General features: G+C 60.2%; 19 protein-coding genes. 13 read left to right on the top strand and 6 right to left on the bottom strand.

What is annotated here, in order from left to right:
• Positions 1–45: 45 nt before the first annotated feature.
• Both dbpA and A3CW_RS52495 read right to left on the bottom strand, forming a co-directional pair.
• A complete protein-coding gene (gene dbpA / locus A3CW_RS0125665; RefSeq protein ID WP_028206113.1) occupies positions 46–1,452 on the bottom strand; it encodes an ATP-dependent RNA helicase DbpA in 1,407 nt (468 codons plus the stop codon).
• Positions 1,453–1,550: 98 nt separating this feature from the next.
• Complete coding sequence (locus tag A3CW_RS52495; protein WP_154678032.1) at positions 1,551–1,826, bottom strand: hypothetical protein; 276 nt, start codon at positions 1,824–1,826, stop codon at positions 1,551–1,553.
• A 219-nt stretch (positions 1,827–2,045) separates the two neighbouring features.
• On the opposite strand from A3CW_RS52495, the gene A3CW_RS0125660 reads away from it, so the two are divergent.
• Positions 2,046–3,203, top strand: coding sequence for a porin (locus A3CW_RS0125660; protein WP_028206112.1), 1,158 nt, complete (start codon positions 2,046–2,048; stop codon positions 3,201–3,203).
• Positions 3,204–3,399: 196 nt separating this feature from the next.
• On the opposite strand, the gene A3CW_RS47635 is transcribed toward A3CW_RS0125660, so the two are convergent.
• The 3 genes from A3CW_RS47635 to A3CW_RS0125645 all read right to left on the bottom strand — a co-directional run bounded on the left by A3CW_RS47635 (position 3,400) and on the right by A3CW_RS0125645 (position 6,342).
• Positions 3,400–4,671 (bottom strand): MFS transporter, encoded by a 1,272-nt coding sequence (locus A3CW_RS47635; RefSeq protein WP_035513942.1) that lies wholly within the window; start codon positions 4,669–4,671, stop codon positions 3,400–3,402.
• A 61-nt stretch (positions 4,672–4,732) separates the two neighbouring features.
• A complete protein-coding gene (locus A3CW_RS0125650; RefSeq protein WP_028206111.1) occupies positions 4,733–5,542 on the bottom strand; it encodes a siderophore-interacting protein in 810 nt (269 codons plus the stop codon).
• Positions 5,543–5,607: 65 nt separating this feature from the next.
• Positions 5,608–6,342, bottom strand: coding sequence for a PadR family transcriptional regulator (locus tag A3CW_RS0125645; RefSeq protein WP_028206110.1), 735 nt, complete (start codon positions 6,340–6,342; stop codon positions 5,608–5,610).
• A gap of 612 nt (positions 6,343–6,954) precedes the next feature.
• Between A3CW_RS0125645 and A3CW_RS54570 the strand changes: the two genes are divergently transcribed.
• The 6 genes from A3CW_RS54570 to qatD all read left to right on the top strand — a co-directional run bounded on the left by A3CW_RS54570 (position 6,955) and on the right by qatD (position 15,082).
• Positions 6,955–7,866: an HNH endonuclease gene (locus tag A3CW_RS54570; RefSeq protein WP_081771807.1), complete on the top strand. Its 912-nt coding sequence runs from the start codon at positions 6,955–6,957 to the stop codon at positions 7,864–7,866.
• Between the two features lie 679 nt (positions 7,867–8,545).
• On the top strand, positions 8,546–10,072 hold the full coding sequence (locus A3CW_RS0125625) for a phosphoribosyltransferase-like protein (protein WP_154678031.1): 1,527 nt from the start codon (positions 8,546–8,548) through the stop codon (positions 10,070–10,072).
• 282 nt (positions 10,073–10,354) lie between these two features.
• Entirely contained in the window at positions 10,355–12,241 is a 1,887-nt protein-coding gene (locus A3CW_RS0125615) for a KAP family P-loop NTPase fold protein (RefSeq protein WP_028206107.1), read from the top strand.
• Positions 12,241–13,062, top strand: a complete 822-nt coding sequence (gene qatB, locus A3CW_RS0125610) for a Qat anti-phage system associated protein QatB (RefSeq protein ID WP_028206106.1) — start codon at positions 12,241–12,243, stop codon at positions 13,060–13,062. Before A3CW_RS0125615 ends, qatB begins: the two co-directional genes overlap by 1 nt.
• Positions 13,059–14,345, top strand: coding sequence for a Qat anti-phage system QueC-like protein QatC (qatC, locus tag A3CW_RS0125605; RefSeq protein WP_028206105.1), 1,287 nt, complete (start codon positions 13,059–13,061; stop codon positions 14,343–14,345). Before qatB ends, qatC begins: the two co-directional genes overlap by 4 nt.
• Positions 14,342–15,082: a Qat anti-phage system TatD family nuclease QatD gene (gene qatD, locus A3CW_RS0125600; protein ID WP_028206104.1), complete on the top strand. Its 741-nt coding sequence runs from the start codon at positions 14,342–14,344 to the stop codon at positions 15,080–15,082. The genes qatC and qatD overlap by 4 nt, the downstream gene beginning before the upstream one ends.
• Positions 15,083–15,247: 165 nt before the next feature.
• Here the strand turns inward: qatD and A3CW_RS0125595 are convergent, their stop codons facing one another.
• Positions 15,248–17,020, bottom strand: coding sequence for a phage integrase family protein (locus tag A3CW_RS0125595; protein ID WP_028206103.1), 1,773 nt, complete (start codon positions 17,018–17,020; stop codon positions 15,248–15,250).
• A 512-nt stretch (positions 17,021–17,532) separates the two neighbouring features.
• Between A3CW_RS0125595 and A3CW_RS0125590 the strand changes: the two genes are divergently transcribed.
• From A3CW_RS0125590 to A3CW_RS0125565, 6 genes are all read left to right on the top strand, one after another.
• Positions 17,533–18,048, top strand: coding sequence for a hypothetical protein (locus A3CW_RS0125590; RefSeq protein ID WP_028206102.1), 516 nt, complete (start codon positions 17,533–17,535; stop codon positions 18,046–18,048).
• Between the two features lie 199 nt (positions 18,049–18,247).
• Positions 18,248–19,003: a Cthe_2314 family HEPN domain-containing protein gene (locus A3CW_RS0125585; RefSeq protein ID WP_028206101.1), complete on the top strand. Its 756-nt coding sequence runs from the start codon at positions 18,248–18,250 to the stop codon at positions 19,001–19,003.
• A gap of 92 nt (positions 19,004–19,095) precedes the next feature.
• A complete protein-coding gene (locus A3CW_RS0125580; protein ID WP_028206100.1) occupies positions 19,096–19,803 on the top strand; it encodes an AbiV family abortive infection protein in 708 nt (235 codons plus the stop codon).
• 856 nt (positions 19,804–20,659) lie between these two features.
• Positions 20,660–22,300 (top strand): methyl-accepting chemotaxis protein, encoded by a 1,641-nt coding sequence (locus tag A3CW_RS47620; protein ID WP_051481713.1) that lies wholly within the window; start codon positions 20,660–20,662, stop codon positions 22,298–22,300.
• A 130-nt stretch (positions 22,301–22,430) separates the two neighbouring features.
• Entirely contained in the window at positions 22,431–23,384 is a 954-nt protein-coding gene (locus A3CW_RS0125570; protein WP_028206099.1) for a LysR family transcriptional regulator, read from the top strand.
• A 393-nt stretch (positions 23,385–23,777) separates the two neighbouring features.
• Positions 23,778–24,959: a porin gene (locus A3CW_RS0125565; protein ID WP_245623740.1), complete on the top strand. Its 1,182-nt coding sequence runs from the start codon at positions 23,778–23,780 to the stop codon at positions 24,957–24,959.
• Positions 24,960–24,996: the final 37 nt, after the last annotated feature.

Here is a 24,996-nt window from a genome sequence, read left to right as displayed (position 1 = left end):
GGGCGCGCAAGTCGCGTGCGCACCCGGCGAGGATGATTCGTCAGTTCATTCGTCCATCATGCGGGCCTTGACCTTCTTGCCCTTGACCTTGCCCGCGTTGAGCTTGCGCAGCGCGTCGCGCGCGATGCTGCGCTCCACGGCTACATAGGTCGAAAAATCGGTCACGTTGATCTTGCCGATCTGCGCGCTGCTGAAGCCGGCTTCGCCGGTGAGCGCGCCCAGCACGTCGCCGGGACGGATCTTTTCCTTGCGGCCGCCGAGGATTTGCAGCGTTTCCATCGGCGGCAACAGCGGCGCGTTGCTGGCGGGCTTCAGTTGCGCGAGGGGGCTCCATTCGACTTCGCGCTTGAGCGCCTGCTCGATGCCGCCCACGCGGCCCATCTCGTCCATGCTCGCGAGGCTGAGCGCCCAGCCGTCCTGGTCGGCGCGGCCCGTGCGGCCGATGCGGTGCACGTACACCTCCGGGTCGGGCGTGACGTCCACGTTGATCACGGCTTCGAGCTGCGCGATGTCGAGGCCGCGTGCGGCCACGTCGGTCGCCACGAGCACCGAACAACTGCGGTTGGCGAACTGGATCAGCACCTGGTCGCGCTCGCGCTGGTCGAGCTCGCCGTGCAGCGCGAGCGCGTGAAAGCCCTGCGCGCGCAGCACGTCGAGCAGGTCGCGGCATTGCTGCTTGGTGTTGCAGAACGCGAGCGTGCTCACGGGACGGTAGTGGTTGAGCAACATGCCCACGGCGTGCAGGCGCTCGTCTTCCGTCACTTCATAGAAGCGCTGGCGGATCTTGCTGTCGTCGTGGTGTTCTTCGAGCTTGACTTCCTTCGGATTGCGCAGGAATTGCTGGCTCAGCTTCGTAATGCCTTCGGGATAGGTCGCCGAAAACAGCAGCGTCTGACGCTCCTTGGGGCATTGGCGCACCACGGTGGCAATGTCGTCGAAAAAGCCCATGTCGAGCATGCGGTCGGCTTCGTCGAGCACGAGCGTATTGAGCGCGCCGAGCGCGAGGGTGCCGCGCTCCAGATGGTCCATGATGCGGCCCGGCGTGCCCACGATGATATGCGCGCCGTGTTCGAGGCTCGCCGCCTGCGGCCGCATGGGCGTGCCGCCGCACAGGGTCAGCACCTTGATGTTCTCTTCCGCGCGCGCGAGACGGCGGATTTCCTGCGTGACCTGGTCGGCCAGCTCGCGCGTGGGGCAGAGGATCATGGCCTGCACGTCCTGACGGCGCGGGTCGAGACGCGAAAGCAGCGCGAGCGAGAAGGCCGCTGTTTTGCCGCTGCCGGTCTTGGCCTGGGCGATCAGGTCGTGGCCCGCGAAAGCGATGGGCAGGCTCGCGGCCTGGATCGGCGTCATGTCGACGTAGCCGAGGCGCGTGAGGTTGGCGAGCATGGCGGGCGCGAGCGGCAGCTCGCTGAAGGGCTGGGCGTGCGTAGGAGTGGCTTTGTTTGTCATGACGGGGTCTCGCGCCGGACGGGTGAGGGCGACGCGGCCGTTCGGTAGAAGTGGCGTCGATGCGGGTGGTGCGCGCAGTGCGCGCGCGTTCCGGGATTTTAACGGATGCGCGCGCCCGCGCCTGCGCGCGTGCCGCGCGAGGGGCGATGTCGAGCGCCACGGAGGAGGCCGAAAATCATTCGTTTGATAATCGCGATTTCACGCAATAATAATCGCCGCATAGAGAAATAATGCACGCGCGCGACAAGACTATGATCATGGTCATAAAGTTTCACCGGTCGCGAAAATTTTAATCGCTGCAAATCGCCCGCAATTAATCCACTTTCCACAATAATCGAATTGCCGCGCTGAAGCGGGCGTCGCGTGCTTGCCACACGGCCTATTCGGGCCGATCGCTGCATTACTCCGTATTTCCCATTTGCCACAATGACTTACGGATTATAATTTCGATATTTCCAGATTCAGCAAATAACTGTTACAGCATTTGCCAAGGCGATTTAAAGCCTTTGACACGTAGACTTCGCCCGGGATTGCCGGTGTGGCTCCAATACCCGGAGCCGCTTCAGCGCGGTCTGAATGTCATAAGGAAAGTCATGAAGAATACTTTGATTATCGCGGGCGTCCTCGGCGCGTTCGCAGCCTCCGCTCACGCACAAAGCAGCGTTACTCTCTACGGCGCACTGGATGCGGGTATCGTCTATGCGAACAATGCAGGCGGCCACGCCGCATGGAACCAGGGTAGCGGCACCGTCGGCGACACGTACTTCGGCCTGAAGGGCAGCGAAGACCTGGGCGGCGGTCTGCATGCGATCTTCACGTTGGAAAACGGCTTCAACCTGAACAACGGCAAGGACACCGAGAGCGGCACGATGTTCAACCGCCAGGCGTTCGTCGGTCTGCAGAGCGACCGCTTCGGTACGCTGACGCTCGGCCGCCAGTATGACTCGATGGTCGACTACCTCGGCCCGCTTTCGGAAACGGGCTCGGGCTACGGCAACAACCTCGCCGCTCACCCGTTCGACAACGACAACCTCGACCACTCGTTCTCGATCAAGAACGCGGTCAAGTACCAGAGCGTCAACTACCAGGGCTTCAAGTTCGGCGGCATGTACGGCTTCAGCAACGACGCTGGCCAGTTCGCGAACAACCGCGCATGGAGCGCTGGCGCATCGTACGGCAACGGCCCGCTGAACTTCGCGGCTGCCTACCTGCAGATGAACAACTCGCCGACGAACACGAACAGCAACGGCGCGAATTCGGCATCGAACGGCAATAACTTCAATCTGTCGGCACAAACGCAGCGCACCTTCGGCGCAGGCGTGAACTACAACTACGGCCCGGCAACGGTCGGCTTCGTGTGGACGCACACGCAGTACGAAAACCTGATCGCTGGCGGCCAGGGCGGCAACACGTTCTCGATCCCGTCGGGCACGAACCTGCACATGGACAACTTCGAGCTGAACGGCGCCTACGCGCTCACGCCGGCTCTCGCCCTGAACGCGTCGTACACGTTCACGGACGGCAAGGTCACGGGTTCGAACGGTTCGGGCGATCCGAAGTGGCACACCGTCTCGCTGACGGCTGACTACTCGCTCTCGAAGCGCACCGATGTCTACGCTGGCGCCGTGTACCAGCACGCTTCGGGCGAACTCGGCGACGCCGGCGCGAACGTTGCAATGATCAACACGCTGTCGCCGTCGACCTCGCAGAACCAGGTCGCCGCAACGGTGGGTCTGCGTCACCGCTTCTAAGCATCATTGGCTCGCTCCCTCGTGGAGCGACGCCGCGCGAGCACCCGATCGGCCGGTCGGGTCCCGCGCTGCACGCGGGCGAATCTACCCGAGGCCCGCGGTTTCATCCGCTTTCTACCTGAAGCACGACCGGTTCGCGGTGCGTGGCGCGCTCATGAGGCGCGCCACGCCTGCGAACCGGTTTTTCTTTTGCGGCTCAGGATTGCGTAGCCGCAGTCGTAGGCGCTGTGCCCGCAGGCGCGGCCACGTCACTCGACACGTCTTCCGACGCCCCCCGCACCCGCGAAACCCACAGCACCGCCACGCACGTGAGCGCCGCGGCGATCCAGCCGTTCTGCCCGAAGCCGATGATCGCGCCGTTCGCGCCATTCGTGAGCCACTGGCCGCCCAGCCACGCGCCGATGCCCGTGCCTAGCGCCTGCACCGCGCTGTTGGCGCTCAGGAACGCGCCGCGCCGCGCGGGCTCGGGAATCGTCGTGAGCAAAGCCTGCATCGGCACCATGCGGCCCGACATCGAGATCATGAACAATGCGAAGAACGCCACGAGCGCGAGGAAAGGCAACGCGGGCAGATGTGTGACGAACAGCACCGGCATGAGCGAAACGAGCGCCATCACGCGGAAGATGCGGCGCTTGCCGTAGCGGTCCGCGAGACGGCCCACCGCGCGCGAGGTCATGAACGTCGCCGCGCCGCCCGCCATATAGAGCCAGGAGAGCTGCTGCGGCGCGATGCCGTGATTGCCGACGAGCATCGGCGCGATAAATGGGATCACGAGCATGTGACCGGCCATCATCGTGAAGGTGAGCGCAAAGGCCTTCAGGTGGCGCGGCAGCGTGAGCAGTCGCCAAAGGGTTGGCAGCACTTGCGCGAGCGGCGTGCGCTGGCCGAGATGCCCGGTGAGCGGGGGCACGACGCGTGAGCCCGCGAGCCAGATCGCCACGGAGAGCGCGACGAGCAGCATGAACGGCGCGCTCCAGCCGTAGTGCGCGCCGAGCAGCACGCCGGCCGGCACGCCCGCGATGGCGGCGATGGAGAACGCGGTCATGATGATGCCCGTGGCCGCGCCGCGCCGCGCGGCGGGAATCACGTCGCTTACGATCGCCATCACGATCGAGCCCAGCACGCCGCCGGTGAGACCCGCGAACGCACGCGCGGCGAGCAGCAGATGAAAGTTCGTGGCGAGCGCGCAGGCGAGATTGGAGAGCGCGAACAGTGCGTAGGCCACTTGCAGCAGGCAGCGGCGATCGAAACGGTCGATATACGTCGCAGCAAGGAGTCCTGATAGACCCGAACAGAGCGAATACGCGGAAACAGCCGTCGCGAACGCGGCGGGCGTGATCGCGAACGCGTGCATGATCTGCGGGCCGAGCGGCATCATCACCATGAAATCCATGATGACGGTGAACTGCGTGAGCGCCAGTAGCCAGAGCAGCGTGCGTTCGCGCAGCGGGGTGAGAGAAGGGGTCATGTATGGGCTTGGAGCCTGAAAGTAAAAAGGCGCGGCAGTGTTGCCGCGCCAGCGAGATCGATCAGTCGTCGATCGTTTCGTGGGCCGCCTGCGCGCCGCGCCGCCAGTAGGCGGAAGCGCGAATGCGCTTCTTGTCGACGCCGCGCTCGTTGCACAGATGCGCGCGCACCGCGCGGATCGCCGAGGCTTCGCCGGCGGCCCAGACGTAGCCCTCGCCCGGCGGCAGCCATACTTCGGACACGCCGTCCACGAGCGGCTGCTCCGATTCGCTTTCGTCGCGATAGCACCACGTGGCGTAAAGATCGGCTTCGGTGGGCAGTTCGATGCGGGCCGCGCGATCCGCCACTTCCACGACCACGGCCACGCGCGCGCCGGCCGGCAGCTCCGTGAGGCGCCGCTGAATGGCGGGCAGCGCCGTTTCGTCGCCGATCAGCAGATGCCAGTCGAAGCCCGTGGGAATCACCATGGAGCCGCGCGGGCCGCCCACGCCGAGATACTGGCCGGGCTGCGCCTGTGCCGCCCATGCCGTGGCCGGGCCGGCTTCGTGCAGCGCGAATTCCAGATCGAGCTCATTCGCTTGCGTATCGAAGCGGCGCGGCGTGTAGTCGCGCGCGGCGGGGCGCTCGACGCCTTCGGGGAACACGACGCCGTCGGGACCGAAAGTTGGCAGTACTGGCTTTTCCTCACCGGCGGCGGGAAAGAACACCTTGATGTGATCGTCGAACGACGCCGAGACGAAGTCGCCCAGATCACCCGTGAGCGTGACGCGGACGAGCGAGGGCGAGAGCGCCGTGACGCGCGCCACACGCAACAGTCGGAATTTCAGCGGGTGACGCACACGGACGACTTCGAGTTGGGACGGGTTCTGCATGTATGGCTCCGATGATGTTGGGGTGGCGCGGCATGGGTCGCCGCGTAGCGCGTGGAAGCGGGTTGTCAAACGTCGCTGTCGTCGCTGCCGTTTTCGATTTCCTGCGTGGCGCGCGCAAGAATCGCGGCGATGCGGCGCTGCTCCTCCGGCGCGGCGTCGGTGCGGCGCAGCAGCGCGCGCTTGAGCGCGCGGCGCGCCTCGATCAGCTCGCGCACCCAGGCGCTGCCTTCGGCCGGATCTTCGCCGGCCATGGCGCGGCGCATGACTTCCATCTTGCGGCCGAAGTGCGTGAGTTTCGCGAGGATCAGGTCCGCGCGTTCGCGGTTGGTCTCGAGGTACGCGCGGCCTTCGGGCGAAAGCTCGTAGCGCTTGCGGTTGCCTTCGAGCGTCACGCTCACATAGCCCAGTTCTTCCAGGTACGTGAGGGCCGGATAGACCATGCCGGGGCTCGGGCTGTAGAAGCCGTTCGAACGCGCGTCGAGCGCCTTGATGAGTTCGTAGCCGTGGCTCGGGCGCTCGGCGAGCAGCACGAGCAGCATGAGTTGCAGGTCTTCGGACGTGAACTTGCGGCCACGGCCGAAACCGTCGCCGTCGCCGAAGCCGCCGAAGCCGCGGCCGAAACCTTCGCCGAAGCGATCGCCAAAGTCGCCGGGACCTTCGCCGCCGCGATGGCGGCCCATGGCGTGGCGCAGCGCATGGAGCGCCTGCATGGCCGGGTGGCGGCCGCCGAGGAAGTCGCGCGGATCGCGCCCGGAGTGGCCGTGACGGCCGGTGTGACCAAAGTGCGGATGGTGGCGCATAGGGCCTCCTTGTCTGGTGAGTATCTTAAAACATGTCTTAAGATATATATCGTAAGAGTGTTTGTCAAAGAGAATATTTGGGGTTATCGGCGCACAACAAAGTGTGCGGGAACGCAAAAATTGCGCTTCGGATACAACAAAGTGTGCGGGAACCGCGAAATTCGGTGTGCAGTGCACAATTTTTTGCTAGTTTCTCTATCGATGGGGTGATTTTGATAGCGCTGCAATGACGCGCAGATTGATCGAACCGCGGAGCGTGGCCGCGCATCTTCGTTGGTCAAAATATAGGGCTGCATCGCCGCCAGTCGTCTAGCGCGTTTTAAGCGCCAACTTCCGGCTTCGGCTCTAGCGGCTAGGCGCGTAGAGGCAGGCCCAAGGCGGCGACTGCAGTCCGAAACCCAATAGCCAGCGCTTCTTTTCGCGCGGGAACGCCGTCGCACAAGATACGGTGCTGAATCGCATCCTCAAGGAGCGGGCGAATATCTCGCTAGGCAATTCCCGTCGTGCTCAGCTTCGATCCATAGCGCCGTTTATGTGGTGAATGTGAAGTGCTCGTGCACCCAGGCGACGTGGTGTGTTACCTCTACGTGGAAGGCTGATGCGCACGCTATCATGCGGACCCTTGAAGGGCTGTGCGGGGAGAGCATGACGCTAAAAATTGATGGTCAAAAATTCGGCCGGCTGACCGCGCTCCAGCGCTTGGGCAGTCGCGACAAGAAGGTGTTCTGGTCTTTCAAATGCGACTGCGGAGCAGTCGTCGAAATGGCTGCGACCTTCGTGGTGCGCGGTCACACATCCAGTTGCGGGTGTCTCCGCATCGAACGCTCGCGTGAATCAGTTCTTAGCGATATTTCAGGCCGTTCATACGGGCGACTGGCGGTGCTCGGGCGTGCCGGTCGCTCAGAGGGTGGCCGTGTGCTTTGGTCGTGCCAATGTGAGTGCGGCTCGACGGTCGATGTCTCAGCGAAGAATCTGCTGAACGGTACGAAAGTCTCGTGTGGATGCCGAAAGAGGGAAGCCCGCGCGGAAAATGTCGCCGCACGCATAGTCGACTTAGTCGGTCAGCGTTTCGGGAAGCTGACTGTATTGCGGCTCGTAGAACGGATGTCTCGGAGCGTTGCTCGGTGGTTGTGCGCTTGCGACTGCGGAGGGATATATGTTGCACCTCACAGCAGTCTGCAGCAGGGCCGCGCCATATCGTGCGGGTGCGCTCGCCGGGACAAAACTAGTTATATGCCTGAGGCCGCAATCGCGTATGCCGCTGGCTGCCGGGCTAGAAGGCGCAATGCCGGAGGTACGTTCACAGGCGAGGAGGTGGGGAATCTGTATCAAAAACAAAAAGGGCGCTGCGCAAGCTGTATGAGAAAGCTGGGCAATGCCTTTCACCGCGACCATATCGTTGCGCTGATCAACGGTGGGATGAATGATATTTCCAACATCCAACTTCTTTGTCCGCGATGCAACCTTAGCAAGGGGCGGCTCGACCCGCTAGAGTGGGCTCGTCGCAACGGCCGCCTGATCTAGCGCTGCCGCCGCGAGGACGAGAGGCGACGACCCGCGGCGCGACTTCTTCGACGCGGTTGATTACATGGTCGGCGATCGTCACACGACAACTGCAGTCCTTCCCAAAGGCCTACTTTATGCGGGACGAATATTTGAAAGGCAATAGAATGGTTTTCTTCTCAGGAGGCACGCGAATCTATACCGTTGCAAAGTTCTGAACGGGCTCTTCTCGCTATTTCGTTCGTCCTTTGTCGGGTATTCGGTATTTCTGCCAGAAATCCGCAATAATTGATGCCGCTCAATCACCGCACGCCTAGCATGATCAAAAATTTCATGGTCGAGGTGGCTATTGGCATCATTTGCTATGCCGCCGTCTACTGCGCGCTTCTCTGCCTTGGGCGACGCAATCACGAGAGGCGGCGAGTTTGGCCGCAGCGACTGCCTCGGCTCCGTTAGCAATGCTGGCCAGAGTAAGTCGCCGGAAGCGTTAGATTCGGCAATGCATGTGGCGAATGTACGGAGCGAACTTTCGTTAGACGGCGAATGGCTAAGCTGGGTCGTTCGCATGTCTCGTCAATCGAATGTTCATGGCTCACTTGCGTTCCATGAATGGTCATCGGAGTTTTAAAAGACCACGCCTCCTCATCAGTCGGAGTGAAACTTTGCTCGCAACCGACTAGAGCAATTCGGCGACAAGGCCTTGGATCGCGGGCATCGTCGCGAAAATGGCAAAGGTTGTTGCTTGCAAATCAAAGAACTCGGGGAAAAATTGAAAAACGTACTTCCTTCTTCCATCCAGATATACGCCGATCGCATTCAAGCTGCCATTGAAAGTTGGCCGGTTGAAGTGACCATGGATCATGCGATTAAATGGGTTTTGCAGTTTGATGTCGCAGATTACCCGTTGGCGGTGCGAATCATAGAGAATTTAGATGTTCTCGGCTCTCTGCAGATTAGATCCGCCTTAGAAGTGGCTCACGCAAAGCTACAGAGGCGCATCTCGGAGAAGGGGGCGGCAGTCAAAGGAAATAATACACTCTATGCTGGAATAGGAAATGCAGCAAAAAGTGGAGCGCTGATTTCGTATCACTACAGGGTTACGGCGGACATCCCCGAGGATGATTTTTATTTTGGTGATGATGAAGAAAAACTCGACCTCTCGAATATCGACAACATCGTATTGGTCGATGACGTCATCGGAACCGGGAAAGCCATCGCCAAAGAGGTTAAAAAAGTAGCGGAGGAAGTGCACTCCTTGGTTAAGCCGCGGCAGATATTTGTGCTGACCGTGGCGGGATACGAAGATGGGATCCAGCGTGTAACAGAGGACTCTGGAGCGTCTGTCGTTACTGCGTTGGAATACAGTTCCAGAGATACAGTCACGAATATGGATGCTGCGATCTATTCGGGGCTTCCAATGTCCGAGCGTGAGGCCATGCTTGAGCGGATCCGACGGTACTGTCGCAGTATATCCACATCGGAACTTGGTTTCGGCGGCGTAGGCGGCCTGCTGGTATTTGATCACAATACCCCAAATACCACGTTGCCGATTATCTGGCATCGAGGTAAGGGTTGGCTTCCTCTGTTCCCTCGGTCTATGCGCATACCTGGATCGGCAAAAGTGCTAAAGAGCGCTGAAGCGGAGCGGGATAAAGAGGACGATGAGCGCCCTGCTGCGGCAGGTCCCACTCCCCGAAATCAGGTTGAAATTACGTTGTTTGTAGAGGGAAAAGTCGATGAGTTGTTTATCGATTTCATGCGCCAAGACCGGGGGCTAGCGAGCAAGCTTGAGGTCAAGGATGTCCGGGCCGTAGCGTTGGGCGGAGTTTATCATTCAGAGCGACTACTAACGCTTTTACGTACTAGCAAGAAAGAGGCGATCTTCGTTCTTGATGACGATGATGCTTCGCGACGTGCATCCGTTCGACTGGAAGCATTTGATGGCGTCCAAGTGATGTATTTGAAACCGACGTTTGTCGGGCTGCTGAATATCAAAAAAATTTATGAACATCGCGATCGCTTTCCAGGCCTCCCCGAGCAAACCGGCGCCGTTAGCGATCCCCGCTGGCTACACCAAGTCGAGATGAGTCTGTTAAAGCGTGGGCCAGTCGGCGCAAACGCAGAGCGAATTTTTCAAATTATTTCGGAATTTCTTGACGTTACGAAATATGATGAGTTTGTTATCGACCTGAGGAATAGCGTGGATGCGGTGCTTGGGATAGCCTAAGGACGGGAATATTTACTTGTCGTGGCGATTAAGGTCTGCGCGAAAGGTTACACCGTAGAAAGCGCGATCTGCATTGACGTTGCACGCGAGCGACGAACGGTTGTTGTCGCTCGTAAAGCTGGCCTAAAGGTTGAGTTAGATCGACAAGTTGCAACTGTGCGCATTCAGCCGTTCAAGCGCCTTGACGTACTCCAGCCACGCTGCGAGATCAGGCTTGGCCATCTGCCTGCGGTGTGGAAATACCAATGAAAAGAGATAGAAGCACTTGAGGGGAACAACGACATGTGGCACGACATTGAAGCCGAAGTTGACTTGCTTAACTTCGGGGTGGTTGCGCGCGCGGCAGCGGATTTAATTCGACAGGCGGGCGGCGCACCGCTGACCATTGGCGTGTCGGGCGGTTGGGGGGCTGGCAAGTCGACACTCGTAAAGTTGACCAAGGCTGACCTCGAAACCGGAGAGGTGAAGGATAACTCTGGTTTTAGTGCCTATATCGTTATCGAGTTCAACGCATGGCTCTATCAAGGGTATGAGGATGCGCGCCAGGCACTCCTGCAGGCGGTCTCTGACCGGCTGCTCGATGAGGCGCAAAAGCGCAAGACGTTTGTCGACAAAGCGCTAGATTTCGCGAAACGTGTTCGGCTGCTGAAGGTGGCGCGCATAGCCGCACCGATGTTCTCGCACGCTGGCGTTGGCTCTGTCGCCGGCGGCCCTTTTGGTGCTTTCATCGGCGCGGCGACTGGATTCGTAAAGGGCCTATCTGACGAGGCGAAGAGGGATGAGCAGCTGAAAGCACTGAGGGATGCCTACGATGATCTCAAGCCAGAGTTGAAGGAGCTGATCGCTGAGCGTCAGGAAGACTCGCTACCCAAGGAAATTGACGCGCTCAGGGATACCTTCGCAAAGCTGCTCGCTGACATGGGTGTCACTCTGGTGGTGTTTGTCGACGACCTGGACCGCTGCCTCCCACACACTGCCATCGCAACCTTAGAGGCCATGCGCCTTTTGCTGCACGTAAAGAACTCGGCCTTCGTAATCGCAGCGGATGAAAGCATGATTCGTGGCGCGATCCGCGCGCACTTTGCCGGCGTCGATATCGAGAGCGGGCTGGTGACGAGCTACTTCGACAAGCTCATTCAGATTCCGCTTAAAGTACCTCGACTCGGTGTGAACGAGGTGAAGGTGTACCTCGCATTGCTGATGGCTGAGCTGGCCGTGCGGCAAGGGCAACTGACTTCGCAGGCCCAGGCGCAAGGGCAGCACGCGCTTCTGCAACTTCTGAAGACCGCGTGGGGAAAGGGCATCACGCGTGGCGAATTGGCAACGGGGTATGGCGGCGAGGCTAAGAGCATCGCGAGCTCGCTGGATATCGCAGACCAGCTTGCACCGCTGTTGGTGAGCGCGAGCGATATTGCCGGCAATCCGCGACTCATCAAGCGTTTTCTGAATAACCTCATGATTCGGCTGACCATCGCGAAAGCGATGAGTATGCCTATCGCCATCGAACAATTGGTGAAGGTGCAGTTACTCGAGCGCGTTGCTTCGCCAGCTGCCTTTGAATTTTTTGTCAAAGCCGTTGCTTCTAGCTTTGACGGCACGGCTGAGTTTTTGGAAGCGCTAGAGGCTGCTGCGCAGGCGGACCAGGAGTACGTCCCCCCGCACCCATCTTGGGCAACGCCGTTTTATCAGCAATGGGTTCGCTTGAGTCCTCGTCTGGCAGGCTCGGATCTGCGAGCTCTTCTGCATCTGAGTCGAGACCGCTCACTTGGGCTAGCGGCCTATGACGAGCTTTCTGAGGAGGCTAAGCGGCTTCTGGAAGCGACGATGGAGGCAAAGGAAGTCTCCATTCTCCTGGTAAGCCAACTCACGGCGCTCGCCCAGGCGGACGTATCGCGTATCCTCACTAGGGTCATTCGAAAGGCTCGAGATAGCCAGTGGGACACCGTAGACCTTTTGCGCTGCCTGAACTGCACCGAAGCTCATCCTGAGCTGGGAGGTCAGTTTGTGCAGGCCCTGGAGGAAATCCCCCCGGCTCAGAGGCCCGTAGCGATCCTCCCCAAGCTGAAGAACAAGCCGTGGGCAACGCTTCTGCTTGGAGACTGGCGCGACGACCCTGAATCGAATGAGCAGGTCAAAACATATCTCAAGAAGTCCAAGGGAGGGAAGTAATGGGAACTTCGACTTCAAGCAGTGGGCCGGGCCCGAATGTGAATTTAGACCCTCCCTGGCTTGACGACGTGCTCGAGGAGCTCGGAGGCGATACGGTGCCGCCTTCGGATGAAAAGCCAGTTCCTCCTGAGGGCGCGCCCGGAACCGCTCCGCCCGCTCGCTTCGCTGAGGCGCGGCGAGAGCTAAAAAAGTTCATCAAGAGTGGCGACACCGATAGCCTCCGGAATGCTATCGGACACTACTCGCGTAAGGGCAGCGGAGGAGCCGGCGCTGCGTCGACCAGAATGCGCGCCTCGACGCGGGCAGGCGCAGAGCTCTTCTCCTTCCTCAACGCGATCAGCCACGGCAGCTCCGTTGAGGCGCGACAGTGGGTTGAGGATCTGCAAAGGAGCGATCCGACCGCGGATGACATCGTGGACGCCATTGTTCGGGAGCTTTCTCCGCCGGGCGGCAGTGCAGATGAAGAGGCGCTTCGTGATTCAATGGCGTCGGCCCTGATGGAGCTTGTCGTGGAAAATCCAGATGTAGACCTCATGCATCTGCAGACGACCGACATCTGGGAACTCATGAAGTATTACCTCGCGTCGGAGGTAACTCATCGTCTCTGCTTTGACCTTGGACCTCTTTTGGAGAGTGCGAAGGTCGACCCGACTACCGCGGTCCAGCGCGAGCGCGAAATGCGCCTCTTCGTCAAGTTAGAAATTGGCGAACACCTTGACTTGCTTCGCGGCACCAAGCCGAACCCGACGAGAGCGGATCTGGATGCTATCTTCCAGGAGACCCTGAAGATGACCTTCGAACTCTTTGAGGCGGACTTATGACGCGCGTGTTTTGTGGCCCCAAAGATTGCATTCCTGCCGACCGAGAGTTCGGAGTCGACTACGTTTCAATGTACGACCACGATGGTTTGGGGGATGTGAGCACGGTTGGAACGGCGCTCATCAAGGACATCTGCGCCTCCGGAGTTTCGCCGAGCGCCCGGAGCTGGGACTTCCTGACACTGGCGCTGGCGGTGAACGCGGCTGACAACGTCCTTGAGCGTGCGCTAAGTCCGGACGGCTGGACACGGCAGATAGAGCTTGAAGTGGTGCTCTACGAGCCTGAGCCATACCAGGCGCTGACTGCGAAGATTGAAGAGGCCTTGCGGTTTCTAACTGGCGACTTCTGGAGGCTTACCTTTGCCGATGGCGGCTATCCGCCTCCGAGGCCGAAGGTGGGCGCCTTCTTCGATGCTGACTGCGTTTGCTTGCTATCCGGCGGCCTGGACAGCCTTGTGGGAGCGCTGGACCTGACAGAAGAAGGTCGGCGTCCGTTGCTCGTCTCCCAAACCGCCAAAGGCGACAAGGAGACTCAGAGCGCCTTTGCGAGCAGACTGGGCGGGAGCGGCCGGCATCTGCAATGGAATCAGAACATCCGTACGAAGGTGGATGATATTGAAGGTTCAACGCGCGGGCGGTCCATTGGCTTCTTCGCGTTCGCGGCGGTCGCTGCAGACCATCTTGCGATTGAGAGCAGAGAATTGCAGAGACCCGTCGAAGTCTTCGTCCCAGAGAACGGTCTTATCAGCTTAAACGTACCACTCAACCCAGGTCGAGTTGGAAGCCTCAGTACCAAGACCACGCATCCGGTGTTCATGGCGCGTTTGCAAGCGTTGTGGGATGAGCTTGGGATTCCAGCTGTGCTGCGTCTTCCTTATGCGGCGATGACCAAGGGCGAGATGATGGCCGGATGCCGCGCTCCTGCACTGTTAGCCGAGGTCGCGTCGGACTCCACGAGTTGCGGCCGCTTCGTTCGAAACGGCTATAAACATTGCGGTCGGTGCGTTCCATGTTTGGTTCGCCGCGCGTCATTCATTCGGGCTAACCTCCCCGACGACACAACGTACAAGTATCCGCATCTTCGAAACGCACAACTGGAAGACGACCCCAACGACATCGGTGCTGTAGCGGGTGCCGTCCTGAAGGTCGAGTTGAACGGCGTCCGCTCCATCACCGCCGGTCAGCTGTCCTTTGCAGAGTCCGGCCGTCGAAGGGAGTTTGAAGGCGTCGTGGAGCGTGGCTTCGCGGAACTGGGCGTGCTATTGCGGCAAGAACAAATCCTGTGATTGACTTCCATTCTCACCTTGACCTGTACCCCGATGGCCTCAAGCTCGCGCAGGAGGTGAACAGGAGAAATGAGTTTACGCTCGTGGTTACTACGAGTCCGCGTGCCTATCGGGCAACGTCACGTGTGTTTCTCGGACTGAAGAACATCAAGGTTGGGATCGGCCTGCATCCAGAGGTGGCCGTCGCTAAGCAAGGAGAGTTGGGCGACCTCATCGAGGGAATCTCTCACGCGTGCTTTGTTGGCGAAATTGGGATGGATGGTTCCACCAGATTTCGAGACTCTCTTTCGGTGCAGGAATCCATCTTTCAGGCCGCCCTCGCGGAATGTGGGCGGTGGCAAGGAAGGGTGATGAGCATTCATTCGCGCGGTGCCGAACGTCGAGTCGTGGAACTGTTAGCGACGACGAAACATGCCGGCTTACCGGTGCTTCATTGGTTCTCGGGTGGCTTCGCCGAACTTGAGACTGCTGTTCGCATCGGTTGCTGGTTTAGCGTTGGGCCCGCGATGCTCAAGGGAGCGAAGGGGCGGGCACTGGTGGCGCGAATGCCCTCGAACCGAGTGCTACCGGAAACCGACGGCCCGTTTGCAAGCATCGGTGGGCTGCAACTGCAACCGTGGGATGCGTGGTCCGTACGAACTCCTCTATCGGCGATTTGGGGCGTGCCGCCAGACGAAGTCGGAGAGCAGTTAAGGCAAAATCTTGGCCGGTTGCTACGGCTATCCGTCGAGGGGTAATAGGCTAGGTGCTCCGGCACGACGATTCCACAGTGCCTGATTGTCGCTCTGACCGTCTTTGTGTAACGCGATCCAGAGGAAAAATGGAAAGCCAAAACTTAGACTCACTCGGAGACGATAAAGCCCTCCAACACGAAGATAATGGCGTCTTGGCGTAAAGCGCTACTACCGCGAGGAGGGGCGTCCGAATGCCGCGCCGACCTGATGCGCGCGGCGCCTGTCGTTTCCGTGCAGGTAGGTCGAAGTCGTCGCAATCGAAGCGTGCCGAAGATTGTCGCGCACGGCCACTAGCTCAACGCCGGCATTGAGCGCATGCGTGGCGTGCGTGTGGCGCAGCCAGTGGGGACTTGCGCGCTGGAGCCTTGCCGCGAGCGCCGGATTGCGGGGCTTCACATACTCCGCTGCTTCCCTGAAAACCTCACCCATCATCTGTCGCAGCCGTGCCGCGCTGATGCTGTGCTCACCGGACGCATCCTGTGCACGTCGCTGGCCTGTCATTTCGCTGCGGTTGATCGAGGCGAGCAGTGGCGTCGATGGGTCCCAGCGGGGGCGGGTGACCGGCAGTCGCCGCTCCTTCAGGTACTGGCGCATGACGATTCTTGCGAGTGGCGGGAGCGCGACGCGCCCGGATTTCGCACCCTTGCCGGTCACCTCAAGCCACCACCCGCCACGCGGGTCCCGCTCCACGTCGCCGAGCGTCGCAGTCACGAACTCATTCGCCCGCAGACCCGTTGCATAGCCAAAATCCAGCACGAAACGCAGGCGCTGTGCGGCGGGCACCGTCCAGCCATGACGCTCAAGCCTGCTGGCGAAACCTCGGACGGTCTGCCACTCGCGGACATCGAGTGCCCGTGCGGTATCGAAGGGCGTGCGCGGACGGGCGCCGCGTATCGTGACGCCGGCGAACGGATTGATGACGACGTAGTGCTGGTCGACCAGCCAGGCAAAGAGCGCGCGCAGGACGGCCAGCGCGTACGCCGCGGAGCGCGGCGAGAGTCCCCGCGCGAACGGTCGCCACGCGGGCGAGATGCGCGGGCAGGGTGGACCGACCCAGCGCGTGGCGGGGACAGGGCGCCGGAGGAAGGTACGGTACGCGGTCGCATCCTCGGTGGTCAGCGAGGAGAGCGGCAGGCGCCGCTCGACGACCGCCCACAGCAGCAGCCGCTCGGCTTCGCGCCGGTAGGCGCGCACCGTATGCGCCGGTTCGTGCAGAGCGAGCCACGCCGCAACCGCTTCGGCATCCGTTGTGGCTGCAAGGCCGCACGTTTCACGTGGTGCGCGATAGCGGCCCTGTGAGCCGTCCAGCGCCGCGGACAGCGACGCGAGGGACCAGACGGGGAGCAGCTGCCCCGTGCCCTGACTGTGCGCGATCACCTGAGCGGCGTGCCGCGTGAGTTCCGGGTGCGCGTCGAACCACGCCGTGACCGCCTGGGCGCCGGCTGCTCCCAGTCCTGGTACCGGCTGCCACCAGCGGCGCCGGCGCAGCATGAAGAGGATCAGTTCCCCGAGCGTGCCGATCCCGGCGGCGGCGAGGGCGCGCGCGGTCCGTGGAATGAGCCAGCGGCCGACGGGGTCGGCAGGTTGCGGCTCCGGGAGTCGGGTGGTGCGCAGCGCATCGAGCGCCGTCACGATGGACGCGGCGCACTGCGTGCGGTCTGCGGCAGGACCGGTGAAGAGCGGGAGGAGGTCGTCGCGCTGGCGTGCGCGGGCGCACGCGACGAGCTGCCGCCGGATGCGGGCGATCACGCCGCGCGAGGGCTGGCCGTCGTTGCGGGCGTGGGCGAGGTAGCGCGTGACGGCCTCGCGCGCCGTGAGCCCTTCATGCCAGGCGCGCAGCGCGGCGAGCGAGGCGAGGTCGGGAAGGTCGGGCAGGGCAGCGGGCGTGGCGTGGCGCGGGCCGTTCCCCTGTCCGGTGGCCGGGACAGGAGTGGTTTGCATGGAAGCAGTTTAGGTCGTGTAAAAGGTATTTGCGATAAGGCGATTTATCGCAAATGCATCTTTGATCCATCTGGCACGCAGGAGGAAACGATCCGGAATGGGCTGCTGCGCTTGCATCGAACTGGCGCGACCCGTTCAGCGTAACCGCCATTGCGTCTGGTGAACGAGTTCTGAGGGGCGACGCGGGAGATGCTTCGATCTGGTGCGGAGTTGCGACGCACGCAAGGGCGATGGCAGGTCGCAAACGGGAAGGGTCATTTACGCGGTGTCCCGGGCGGCGAGTTGTCGGCCATTGCTGACGCTCAGGTGTCGCCCTTCGTAAGGCAGCTTCAGGCCGATCTTCAGCCATCCACATCTGCGTGACTGCGGATGTCCGCCCTCGCTGGCGTCGAAGAGTCCTTACGATCCGTTGCCGCACATCGGCTCGTGTCCTTCTGCCCCCGCGCGGGGGCGGGGCTCTTTCGTAGGGTCCGTATAATTGCCCGAGAGATGAACTCAGACAGGCGGCGAAGATGACAAGTAATGCGGGATTCAACCTGTATGAACTCGGCCTGCAATACCAGCGCTCGGGCGATGTTCTTCTGGACAATCTGTCAGGTGAAAAGGAACTCCACCTGCCCACGTGTTTTCTCTACTCTCACGCAGCCGAGTTATTCATGAAGGCGTTTCTGGCGCTCAAGGGAGTCGACCAGAAGGAATTGCGCCAGTACAGTCATGACCTCGTGGAGCTTCATCGGGCCTGTGAAGCCCGCGGACTGACGATGACCATCACGAACCAACGGGCACTGCGCTATCTGGTGTCGCTCATGCGAAGCGGTCACTCCGAGTATCAGTTCCGCTATTCCGAGCGATCATTCAATACAGCGTCCACTTCCCGGATGCGACGTGACCTGTCGTCACTGGCGGATGCGGTAGGTGCTGAAGTCGCGGCGCAACGCAGTATCCGAGAACTCGCTTCCAGACCACCGGCACCGGGGACTATCGAGATCCCGAAGATCGGCAAAATCATCGTCGGAGTAGGACTGTAAGGTCTCGCCCAAGTGAGGGAGTCCGCTGCCGACCGCAAGAGCCGCTAGCCTAGAGCGGCAGCCGGTCGGAACCCCTGGCGAAAAGTCGCATTTCTCCGAAAGAAAGGCAGAGGGGGGCCTCGCGAGCGGCGATCCGACTTTTGACGCGCCCCGACCGAGCGACCAGAGCCAAAAAAATGCCAGAAAACGTACAGCTAACATGACTCTCGACGATCTGCATCAGCACCCACTGTTCAGCGAAGCCGTGCGGGATAGTATCGCTGTCCAAGACGCTCTCGGGCTAAAGCTCACTGATGAGTTGGATGAGAACACGACGCTTGATGAGCTTCAGTTCTACGTGACTCGTGTTGGGTTTTCACTAGCGCACGCGCTCGGCTGGGTTGGACAGCTTCATCAGGCAGTGCACTTTATGACGGACTTCACGTACGGCAGGAAAGCGACTGACGCTGGGGTCAAAAAATCTCACCACCTCCTATATAACGTCGAGAACTATCTGATCCGCATGGTCTCGGTGTACGACAGGTGCTTGCAGCTCACAAATGCGGTTTTTCACATTTGTATGTCGGACGAGTTGGTGAACCACAGTGCCATCGTGAGCAACCTGCACGTCTCGCGTACCGAGGTGCCTAAGCTCTTGAAGGCTGTTAAGAAGGCCACCAAAAATGAAGAGCAGGAGCGGCACAAGCTCATCCATCGCCACTCGCACATGGACCCGGAATTACGCAGGATTGAACTGCTGTATATGCAAACAAAAGAGACATGGGGTGACGATCATAAATTCCCATACAAAAACCTTGTGCACCTCCGGAGCCAAATGGTGAAGAAATTCACCGCCAGACGCAAGAAGGAATTTGAGGCGATCAACGCGGAACTCGTCAAAGCGCTTGACGCGCTCTTTGACGGTCTGTTGCTTGAGTACCGGCGCCAGAAATCCAGGCTCGAAAAGCTCGTCTGAGGGATCGCACCTTCGACGTATTTATGCGGTAACTGCCCTAGCCATCGAGGGCGATGCCTAAACGGTGACCAGAGCAGAGACAGGTATTGAGCATGGGCAAGAAAATTGACCAATTCCGTTGGCGTCTTACGCTGGAGCAGATTGCCGAGGGCATGAATGCGGCCGCCAAGAATGCGATTCGGCTTGTGGAGGACGCGCGAGTGTTACTTGCGGCAGAACGCTATCCTTCGGCGTTGGCTCTAGCCATCCTGGCCATCGAAGAGGCCGGTAAGCTGTCCATCCTGCGTAGCATGGTCACGGCTAAAGATGACGAGCAACTCGCGAAGCTGTGGAAAGACTACCGATCTCATACAAAGAAAAACGTCGCCTGGATATTCATGGATCTGATCAACCGCACAGGGACGACCAAGCTTGACGATCTACGTCCGCTGGCTGCCTCCGACGCAGAGCATCCTTACATCCTTGATCAGCTCAAGCAAATTGCCTTCTACACAGACTGTCTGGGAAAGGCACATTGGTCGATTCCGACTAATGTGGTCGATCGTGACCTTGTGGGGCGCATTATTACCATCGCACAGGTGCTATCCAAGGCTAGTACGCTCGTGACGCCGCGTGAGCTTCAGCTCTGGAAACAGCACATGAGCCATGTATCGGACGGCTCGGACATGGAAGCAAGTCGCACTGCATTGTCGGAGTGGTATGCAGCGATGCAAGCCGAGGGGTTGCGTCCGCCCGGTCCGAACGGCATGCAGACGTTTGTAACGACCGGTCTGGATGTCATGCCAGACGAGGGGCGCTAGCGCTCTCCAGTTCGGCACGACAAGCGCGGTGACTCCGCTCATACGCCTGTCTTTCACGGTGGTCGTCCGCGTGAGGCAGACCGACTTCTCCGCCTGCCCCCACTGCGGCTTTTCAGGATACGGGCCCAAAGCATCGTTGAACGTCGTCCAGATGGTCTGGATGCAGACGAACGTCTTGTGTCGCCACCGCGCGATCCGCTTCCGGCCAGAGCCGCCGGGGAAGCCGAGCCTCTCCCCCGACAAATCGCATCCCAATCTCCAACGCTATGTCTCCTGGCGCAATCAATGTGTGAAACGCTGCGTTCTCGACACAAAAATAGGTGCTCTGGATAGGCAGGAAACCGTTAGAACCCCACTGAATCGGGCGCAGTATCAATACAATTAAACTTATCCTAACGTCGGTGTTTCGTCTCAATTTAGGAGAGAAATTCAACTGCCGTTGCAGGTGAAGAGGCATGCGGAAGGTGCGTCGGGCCATTGCCGACACTAGGGTGGGCTGGTTACATATGAGTCGTTCTTTCCCTCGCCAAGTCGATCAAAAAAGTAATCAATGCCGCGTCGACGAACTGGCGCTGAGCCAGACGCGGATACCGGCATTCTCACGGCCCCTAAGGTCCTGGAGTCGCTGCTTCGCGATGTTGAATTCAATGCGCCGTGGCAGGGCGTCGCCCATTACATTGACGCAGCACGCCTGCCAACGTACGGAACGCCAACCGTCAGTCAATTGACGGTGGAGCGTAGCGGTCGGTAGCATCGGCTGCGCGGCCTCGCACTGAAAGATGACCCATGAATCCGTCGAGTGGTTCAGTGCCTCACGTGGCGAGCACATTGAAAACGACGAGGAGACGCCACACCAATGAAATTGTCATTCAAGCAAAAGCTCGGGTTGCCACTCGTTTTGAGCTTGCTCTGTCTCATGTTTCTGTCCATCGCCGATGCGTACCGGAGTCGAGAGATCCGCCTTGAGGAGCGAAAGTTCGATCTTGTACATACAACCCAGATCGCGCTCGCTACCATCGCCATGTATGCGAAAAAGGCTTCCGCTGGAGAGTTGAGCAACGACGAAGCCCGGAGGGGTGCGATGGACGTTATCCGCAACATGCGTTACGGAGAATCCGGCTCGGGTTATTTCTCCATCGTGAACTCGAAGGGCGTGGTCTTGATGTATCCGTTCGACGCATCGCTACAGAACAGGCCGTTGAGCGAGTTGAGTCCGAAAGTCGCTGCCATTGTCCAGGCCCAGATCGATACGGCGGCGCGAACCGGAAGCGGATTCCAGCGCTTTGACTATCCGAAAGAAACTTCCGGCGTCACAACGAACGCGGCCCGGATCGCCTACATCGACACCTACCGCCCTTGGGACTGGATCATCAACACCAGTCTGTTTGTCGACGACATCGATGCCGCGTTCTATTCAAACCTGCTTCAAAGTCTCGGCCTATGCGCAGTCGTGGCTCTCGCGATGAGCAGTGTCGTCGTGGTGCTCAATCGCAGCATCGTCCGCACCGTGGGTGGTGACCCCGGTTATGCAGTCGCGATTGCAGGGCAGATCGCGGAGAACGACCTCACGGCGTCGATCGTGACCATGCCGAACGACCGCGTGAGTCTCCTATATTCAATGAAGCGAATGCAGGCGAATCTCTCCGGAGCGATCAACGGCGTCAAGACATGCGCAGAGTCGATTGCATCAGCGGCCGCACAGATTTCGGCGGGCGATCGGGATTTGTCACGGCGTACGGAACAACAGGCCGCTTCGCTTGAAGAGACGGCGGCGAGCATGGCGGAACTATCTTCGAGGGTTATCCAGAACGCCGATAACGTGCGCCAGGCGAGCCAGCTTGCGGCGCAGGCCGTGCAGGTCGCCGAGCGCAGCAGCGGCGTGGTTTCACGGGTCGTCAACGCGATGGGCAGCATCGACGCAAGCTCCGGCAGGATCGCTGAAATCGTCGGCATCATCGAAAGTATCGCGTTCCAGACCAATATCCTGGCGCTCAACGCCGCGGTAGAAGCAGCGCGTGCTGGCGAACAGGGGCGTGGGTTCGCGGTTGTAGCGTCCGAAGTGCGCTCGCTCGCGCAGCGATCATCGTCGGCGTCTAAAGAAATTCGGGGCTTGATTCAAGACTCAGTGGGGCATGTTCGGAGCGGTGTCGAATTCGTGAACGCAGCGGGCGCCTCCATGGACGAGATCATGCAGGCGATCCAGCGCGTGACCGACCTGATGGGCGAAATTGCGGCCGCTTCGGCCGAGCAAAGCCACGGTATCGACCAGGTTAACCGGGCAGTCTCCGAAATGGACCGGACGACGCAACATAATGCTGCGTACGTCGAGGAGGCAGCCGCTGCCACGCAGTCACTGGACGACCAGAGCAAGCGCCTTGTCGCCATGATTGCGGGTTTTGTCGTTCGCGAAGATGACGGGCCGCCGTTTCGGGAGGAGACTGCCGGGCACGTGCCAGAGGTCGCGCGCTCGTCCGCGTCGCGGTGGGAGACGTGCTAAAATTCGGGCGCGGCGCTATCGAACGTTTGTAAGGTAAGGCGCGGACGATCGAACGCCGGTACGAAGTGTCTCGCATCATGCACTTCGTGATACGTAGCGTCATACTCGGAATACACGTTTCATTTGTCAGATGGATAGGTTGCATTGCATGCGCGTGTTCGCGCGCGTTGCCGACGCGGGCAGTTTCACCGCCGCCGCGCAGCACTTCGACATGACGACTGCCGCTGTGTCACGCGCCGTGGCAAGTCTGGAAACACATCTTCAGGCTCGACTGCTCAATCGCAGCACCCGCCGCGTAGCGTTGACAGAAGCTGGCGAGCGCTATTTGCGACGCTGCGAACAGATTCTCGCTTACATCGACCAGGCAGAGGCCGAAGCCGGCAACGCGCAGGCGCTGCCGTCGGGCCGGTTGCGCGTGCATGCCACGACGGGTTTCGGGCAGGCTTACCTCGTGCCCGCCGTCGTGCAGTATCAGCGGCGCCATCGCTCTGTCTCTGTCGAATTGACGCTATCCCAGCACGTGCCCGACCTTCTCGACGAAGGCTACGACGTCTCACTGCAACTGAGCGCCACGGAGTTGCCCGATTCCGGGTTCATCTCGCATGCGCTGGGCACCCTGCACAGCGTGCTGTGCGCCGCGCCCGCATATTTGCGCGAGCGCGGCACGCCTCACAGCGTCGCGGAGCTCGCGGGACATGATTGTCTCCAACTCTTTACACCGGTCTTTCCACGTGACAAATGGCGCCTGGAAGGACCGCACGGCGTTGAAACGTTTGAACTGCCGGCGGCCAGCTTACAGGTGAATGTCGCTGAGGCATTGGGTGGCGCATTGAGGGAGGGCGTAGGCATCGGCGCACTGCCGATGTCGACGGCGGTGCCCGCCATGCGCAACGGCTCGCTGCTGCGGGTGTTGCCGGAGTATCGGCTTCAGAAGCTCACCGTGTATGCAATGTACGCATCGCGGCAATTCCTCGACGCAAAGATCAGAACCTTCGTCGATTTCCTCAAGGAAAGCATTCCCGTGGTGCTGGCCGCCGATGAGACTGCGCTTAGCGCACCGGGCTATTGCACGGAAGCCACCTGACGCCGTAACGTATGCTTCATCCCTGCACGGCATTCAATTCCATGGGCCGCGCGATCGCTCCTCTCGTCTTTCCCTAGGCCGGCTATCTCCTGGTCCCCGAAGTACGGAACGTTTCGACGGGCGTCGTTGACCCTCGCGTTTTCGATTGCTCTAATCGAAGGGAAACGACGCGGACCAGGGCCTTCGAGTTTTTGTTCTGGAATATCCGGCACGGGAAATACCCAGGTTCATCCGGGTTATTTGATTAGAAATCCTATTTGAAATATTTGCGTTGCGGCTAACTGCAATGCAGGCGTTTGCGCGCGATTCGAACGGAGGTTCAACACCAGACTGCAACGACTTGTACGCCCGTCCCACGGGTTTGGAGCAATCGCGACGGATCCGGCGACCCGAATGGAAGGATTGCCGGTTCGATGGCGTCAACAAAAAGAACAAAGAGAAATCTATATCAAGGAGGTAGACATGGGTTCGTACGGCGTGTTCCGGTTCGCGGTCAAGCGAATTGCCGTGCTGGTAGCAGTGTCCTCGTTGCCCGCTACTGTGTGGGCGCAGTCTAGCGTGACGTTGTATGGCGTTCTGGACGCTGGGCTGATTTATACGACCAAGTCGTACAACCCGGCGACCGGGCAGAACGGCGGCAAGCAGTTCGAGATGATCAGCAGCGGTCTGGAGCCTTCCGTGTTCGGGTTGAGCGGACAGGAGGATCTGGGAGGCGGCATGAGGATAAAGTTCAAGCTGGAAAGCGGGATCAGTCTCGCGAACGGCGGCTTCGACAACACCAACGGCGGGTTGTTCGGCCGTCAGGCGTGGATCTCCCTCGCAAGCAACGTAGGCGAATTCAAGGCCGGCTTGCAGTTCTCGCCCTTCATTCTCGCGCTCTATGATTCGGACCCGCGCAGTATGGCGCAGTTCGGCAGCAACATCTCCGTCTACGCCAACAATACCTTCACGGGAACGTTCGTTTCGAACGCGGTCAGCTATACCTCGCCGAAGATCGTAGGGTTTACTGCAAGTCTCATGTACGCGCTCGGTGGCGTGCCGGGAGATTTCAATGCGGGGCGCCAGTATTCGGCGAGCCTGAAGTACGAGGGCGCGGGGCTGCTGGTCAACGCGGCGGTCTACGATGCCAGCGCGGGCAACGAAACGAGCTTGAACAACACGCTGTTCGAGGTGCCGCTTATTGCCAAGACGTTTGGTCTGGGCTACACCATCTCTTCCTTTACAGTGAAGGCCTCGTATACCAATTACAAGGCACCGATGACTACGCTCAACGGGCTCGTGGGCGGGGGCGATCATGACGTCTGGAACCTCGGCTTCAACTACTTCGTTACGCCGGCGCTCAACGTCAATTCGGGCGTTTGGTACCTTCGGGATCCACACGACTCGAGCACGCACGGCCTGCTTTTCGCGCTCGGCACGCAATATTCGCTATCGAAACGCACTTCCTTGTACGCGCAGGTCGGCGTGACCGACAACCACGGCAGGTCCACGCTCGGTCTAGACGTGGATGGCGCGATGCAAGGGGCGCCAGGTACGACGGTCGGCGGCGGGGTAGGCATCCTCCACAGGTTCTAGTCGCCACGCCCGACGATGACGCGTCAGGCATGAATGA

Origin of the sequence: Paraburkholderia nodosa DSM 21604 (assembly GCF_000519185.1) — a bacterium.
GTDB lineage: Bacteria > Pseudomonadota > Gammaproteobacteria > Burkholderiales > Burkholderiaceae > Paraburkholderia > Paraburkholderia nodosa.
The sequence above is the reverse complement of the archived record's forward strand: the minus strand, read 5'-3'. Positions and strand labels throughout refer to the sequence as shown.

Coding starts and splice junctions, on each gene's coding strand:
- dbpA (WP_028206113.1), bottom strand. CDS start 1,452: ATGACAAACAAAGCCACTCCTACGCACGCCCAGCCCTTCAGCGAGCTG.
- A3CW_RS0125660 (WP_028206112.1), top strand. CDS start 2,046: ATGAAGAATACTTTGATTATCGCGGGCGTCCTCGGCGCGTTCGCAGCC.
- A3CW_RS47635 (WP_035513942.1), bottom strand. CDS start 4,671: ATGACCCCTTCTCTCACCCCGCTGCGCGAACGCACGCTGCTCTGGCTA.
- A3CW_RS0125650 (WP_028206111.1), bottom strand. CDS start 5,542: ATGCAGAACCCGTCCCAACTCGAAGTCGTCCGTGTGCGTCACCCGCTG.
- A3CW_RS0125645 (WP_028206110.1), bottom strand. CDS start 6,342: ATGCGCCACCATCCGCACTTTGGTCACACCGGCCGTCACGGCCACTCC.
- A3CW_RS54570 (WP_081771807.1), top strand. CDS start 6,955: ATGCGGACCCTTGAAGGGCTGTGCGGGGAGAGCATGACGCTAAAAATT.
- A3CW_RS0125615 (WP_028206107.1), top strand. CDS start 10,355: ATGTGGCACGACATTGAAGCCGAAGTTGACTTGCTTAACTTCGGGGTG.
- qatB (WP_028206106.1), top strand. CDS start 12,241: ATGGGAACTTCGACTTCAAGCAGTGGGCCGGGCCCGAATGTGAATTTA.
- qatC (WP_028206105.1), top strand. CDS start 13,059: ATGACGCGCGTGTTTTGTGGCCCCAAAGATTGCATTCCTGCCGACCGA.
- A3CW_RS0125595 (WP_028206103.1), bottom strand. CDS start 17,020: ATGCAAACCACTCCTGTCCCGGCCACCGGACAGGGGAACGGCCCGCGC.
- A3CW_RS0125590 (WP_028206102.1), top strand. CDS start 17,533: ATGACAAGTAATGCGGGATTCAACCTGTATGAACTCGGCCTGCAATAC.
- A3CW_RS0125585 (WP_028206101.1), top strand. CDS start 18,248: ATGACTCTCGACGATCTGCATCAGCACCCACTGTTCAGCGAAGCCGTG.
- A3CW_RS0125580 (WP_028206100.1), top strand. CDS start 19,096: ATGGGCAAGAAAATTGACCAATTCCGTTGGCGTCTTACGCTGGAGCAG.
- A3CW_RS47620 (WP_051481713.1), top strand. CDS start 20,660: ATGAAATTGTCATTCAAGCAAAAGCTCGGGTTGCCACTCGTTTTGAGC.
- A3CW_RS0125570 (WP_028206099.1), top strand. CDS start 22,431: ATGGATAGGTTGCATTGCATGCGCGTGTTCGCGCGCGTTGCCGACGCG.
- A3CW_RS0125565 (WP_245623740.1), top strand. CDS start 23,778: ATGGAAGGATTGCCGGTTCGATGGCGTCAACAAAAAGAACAAAGAGAA.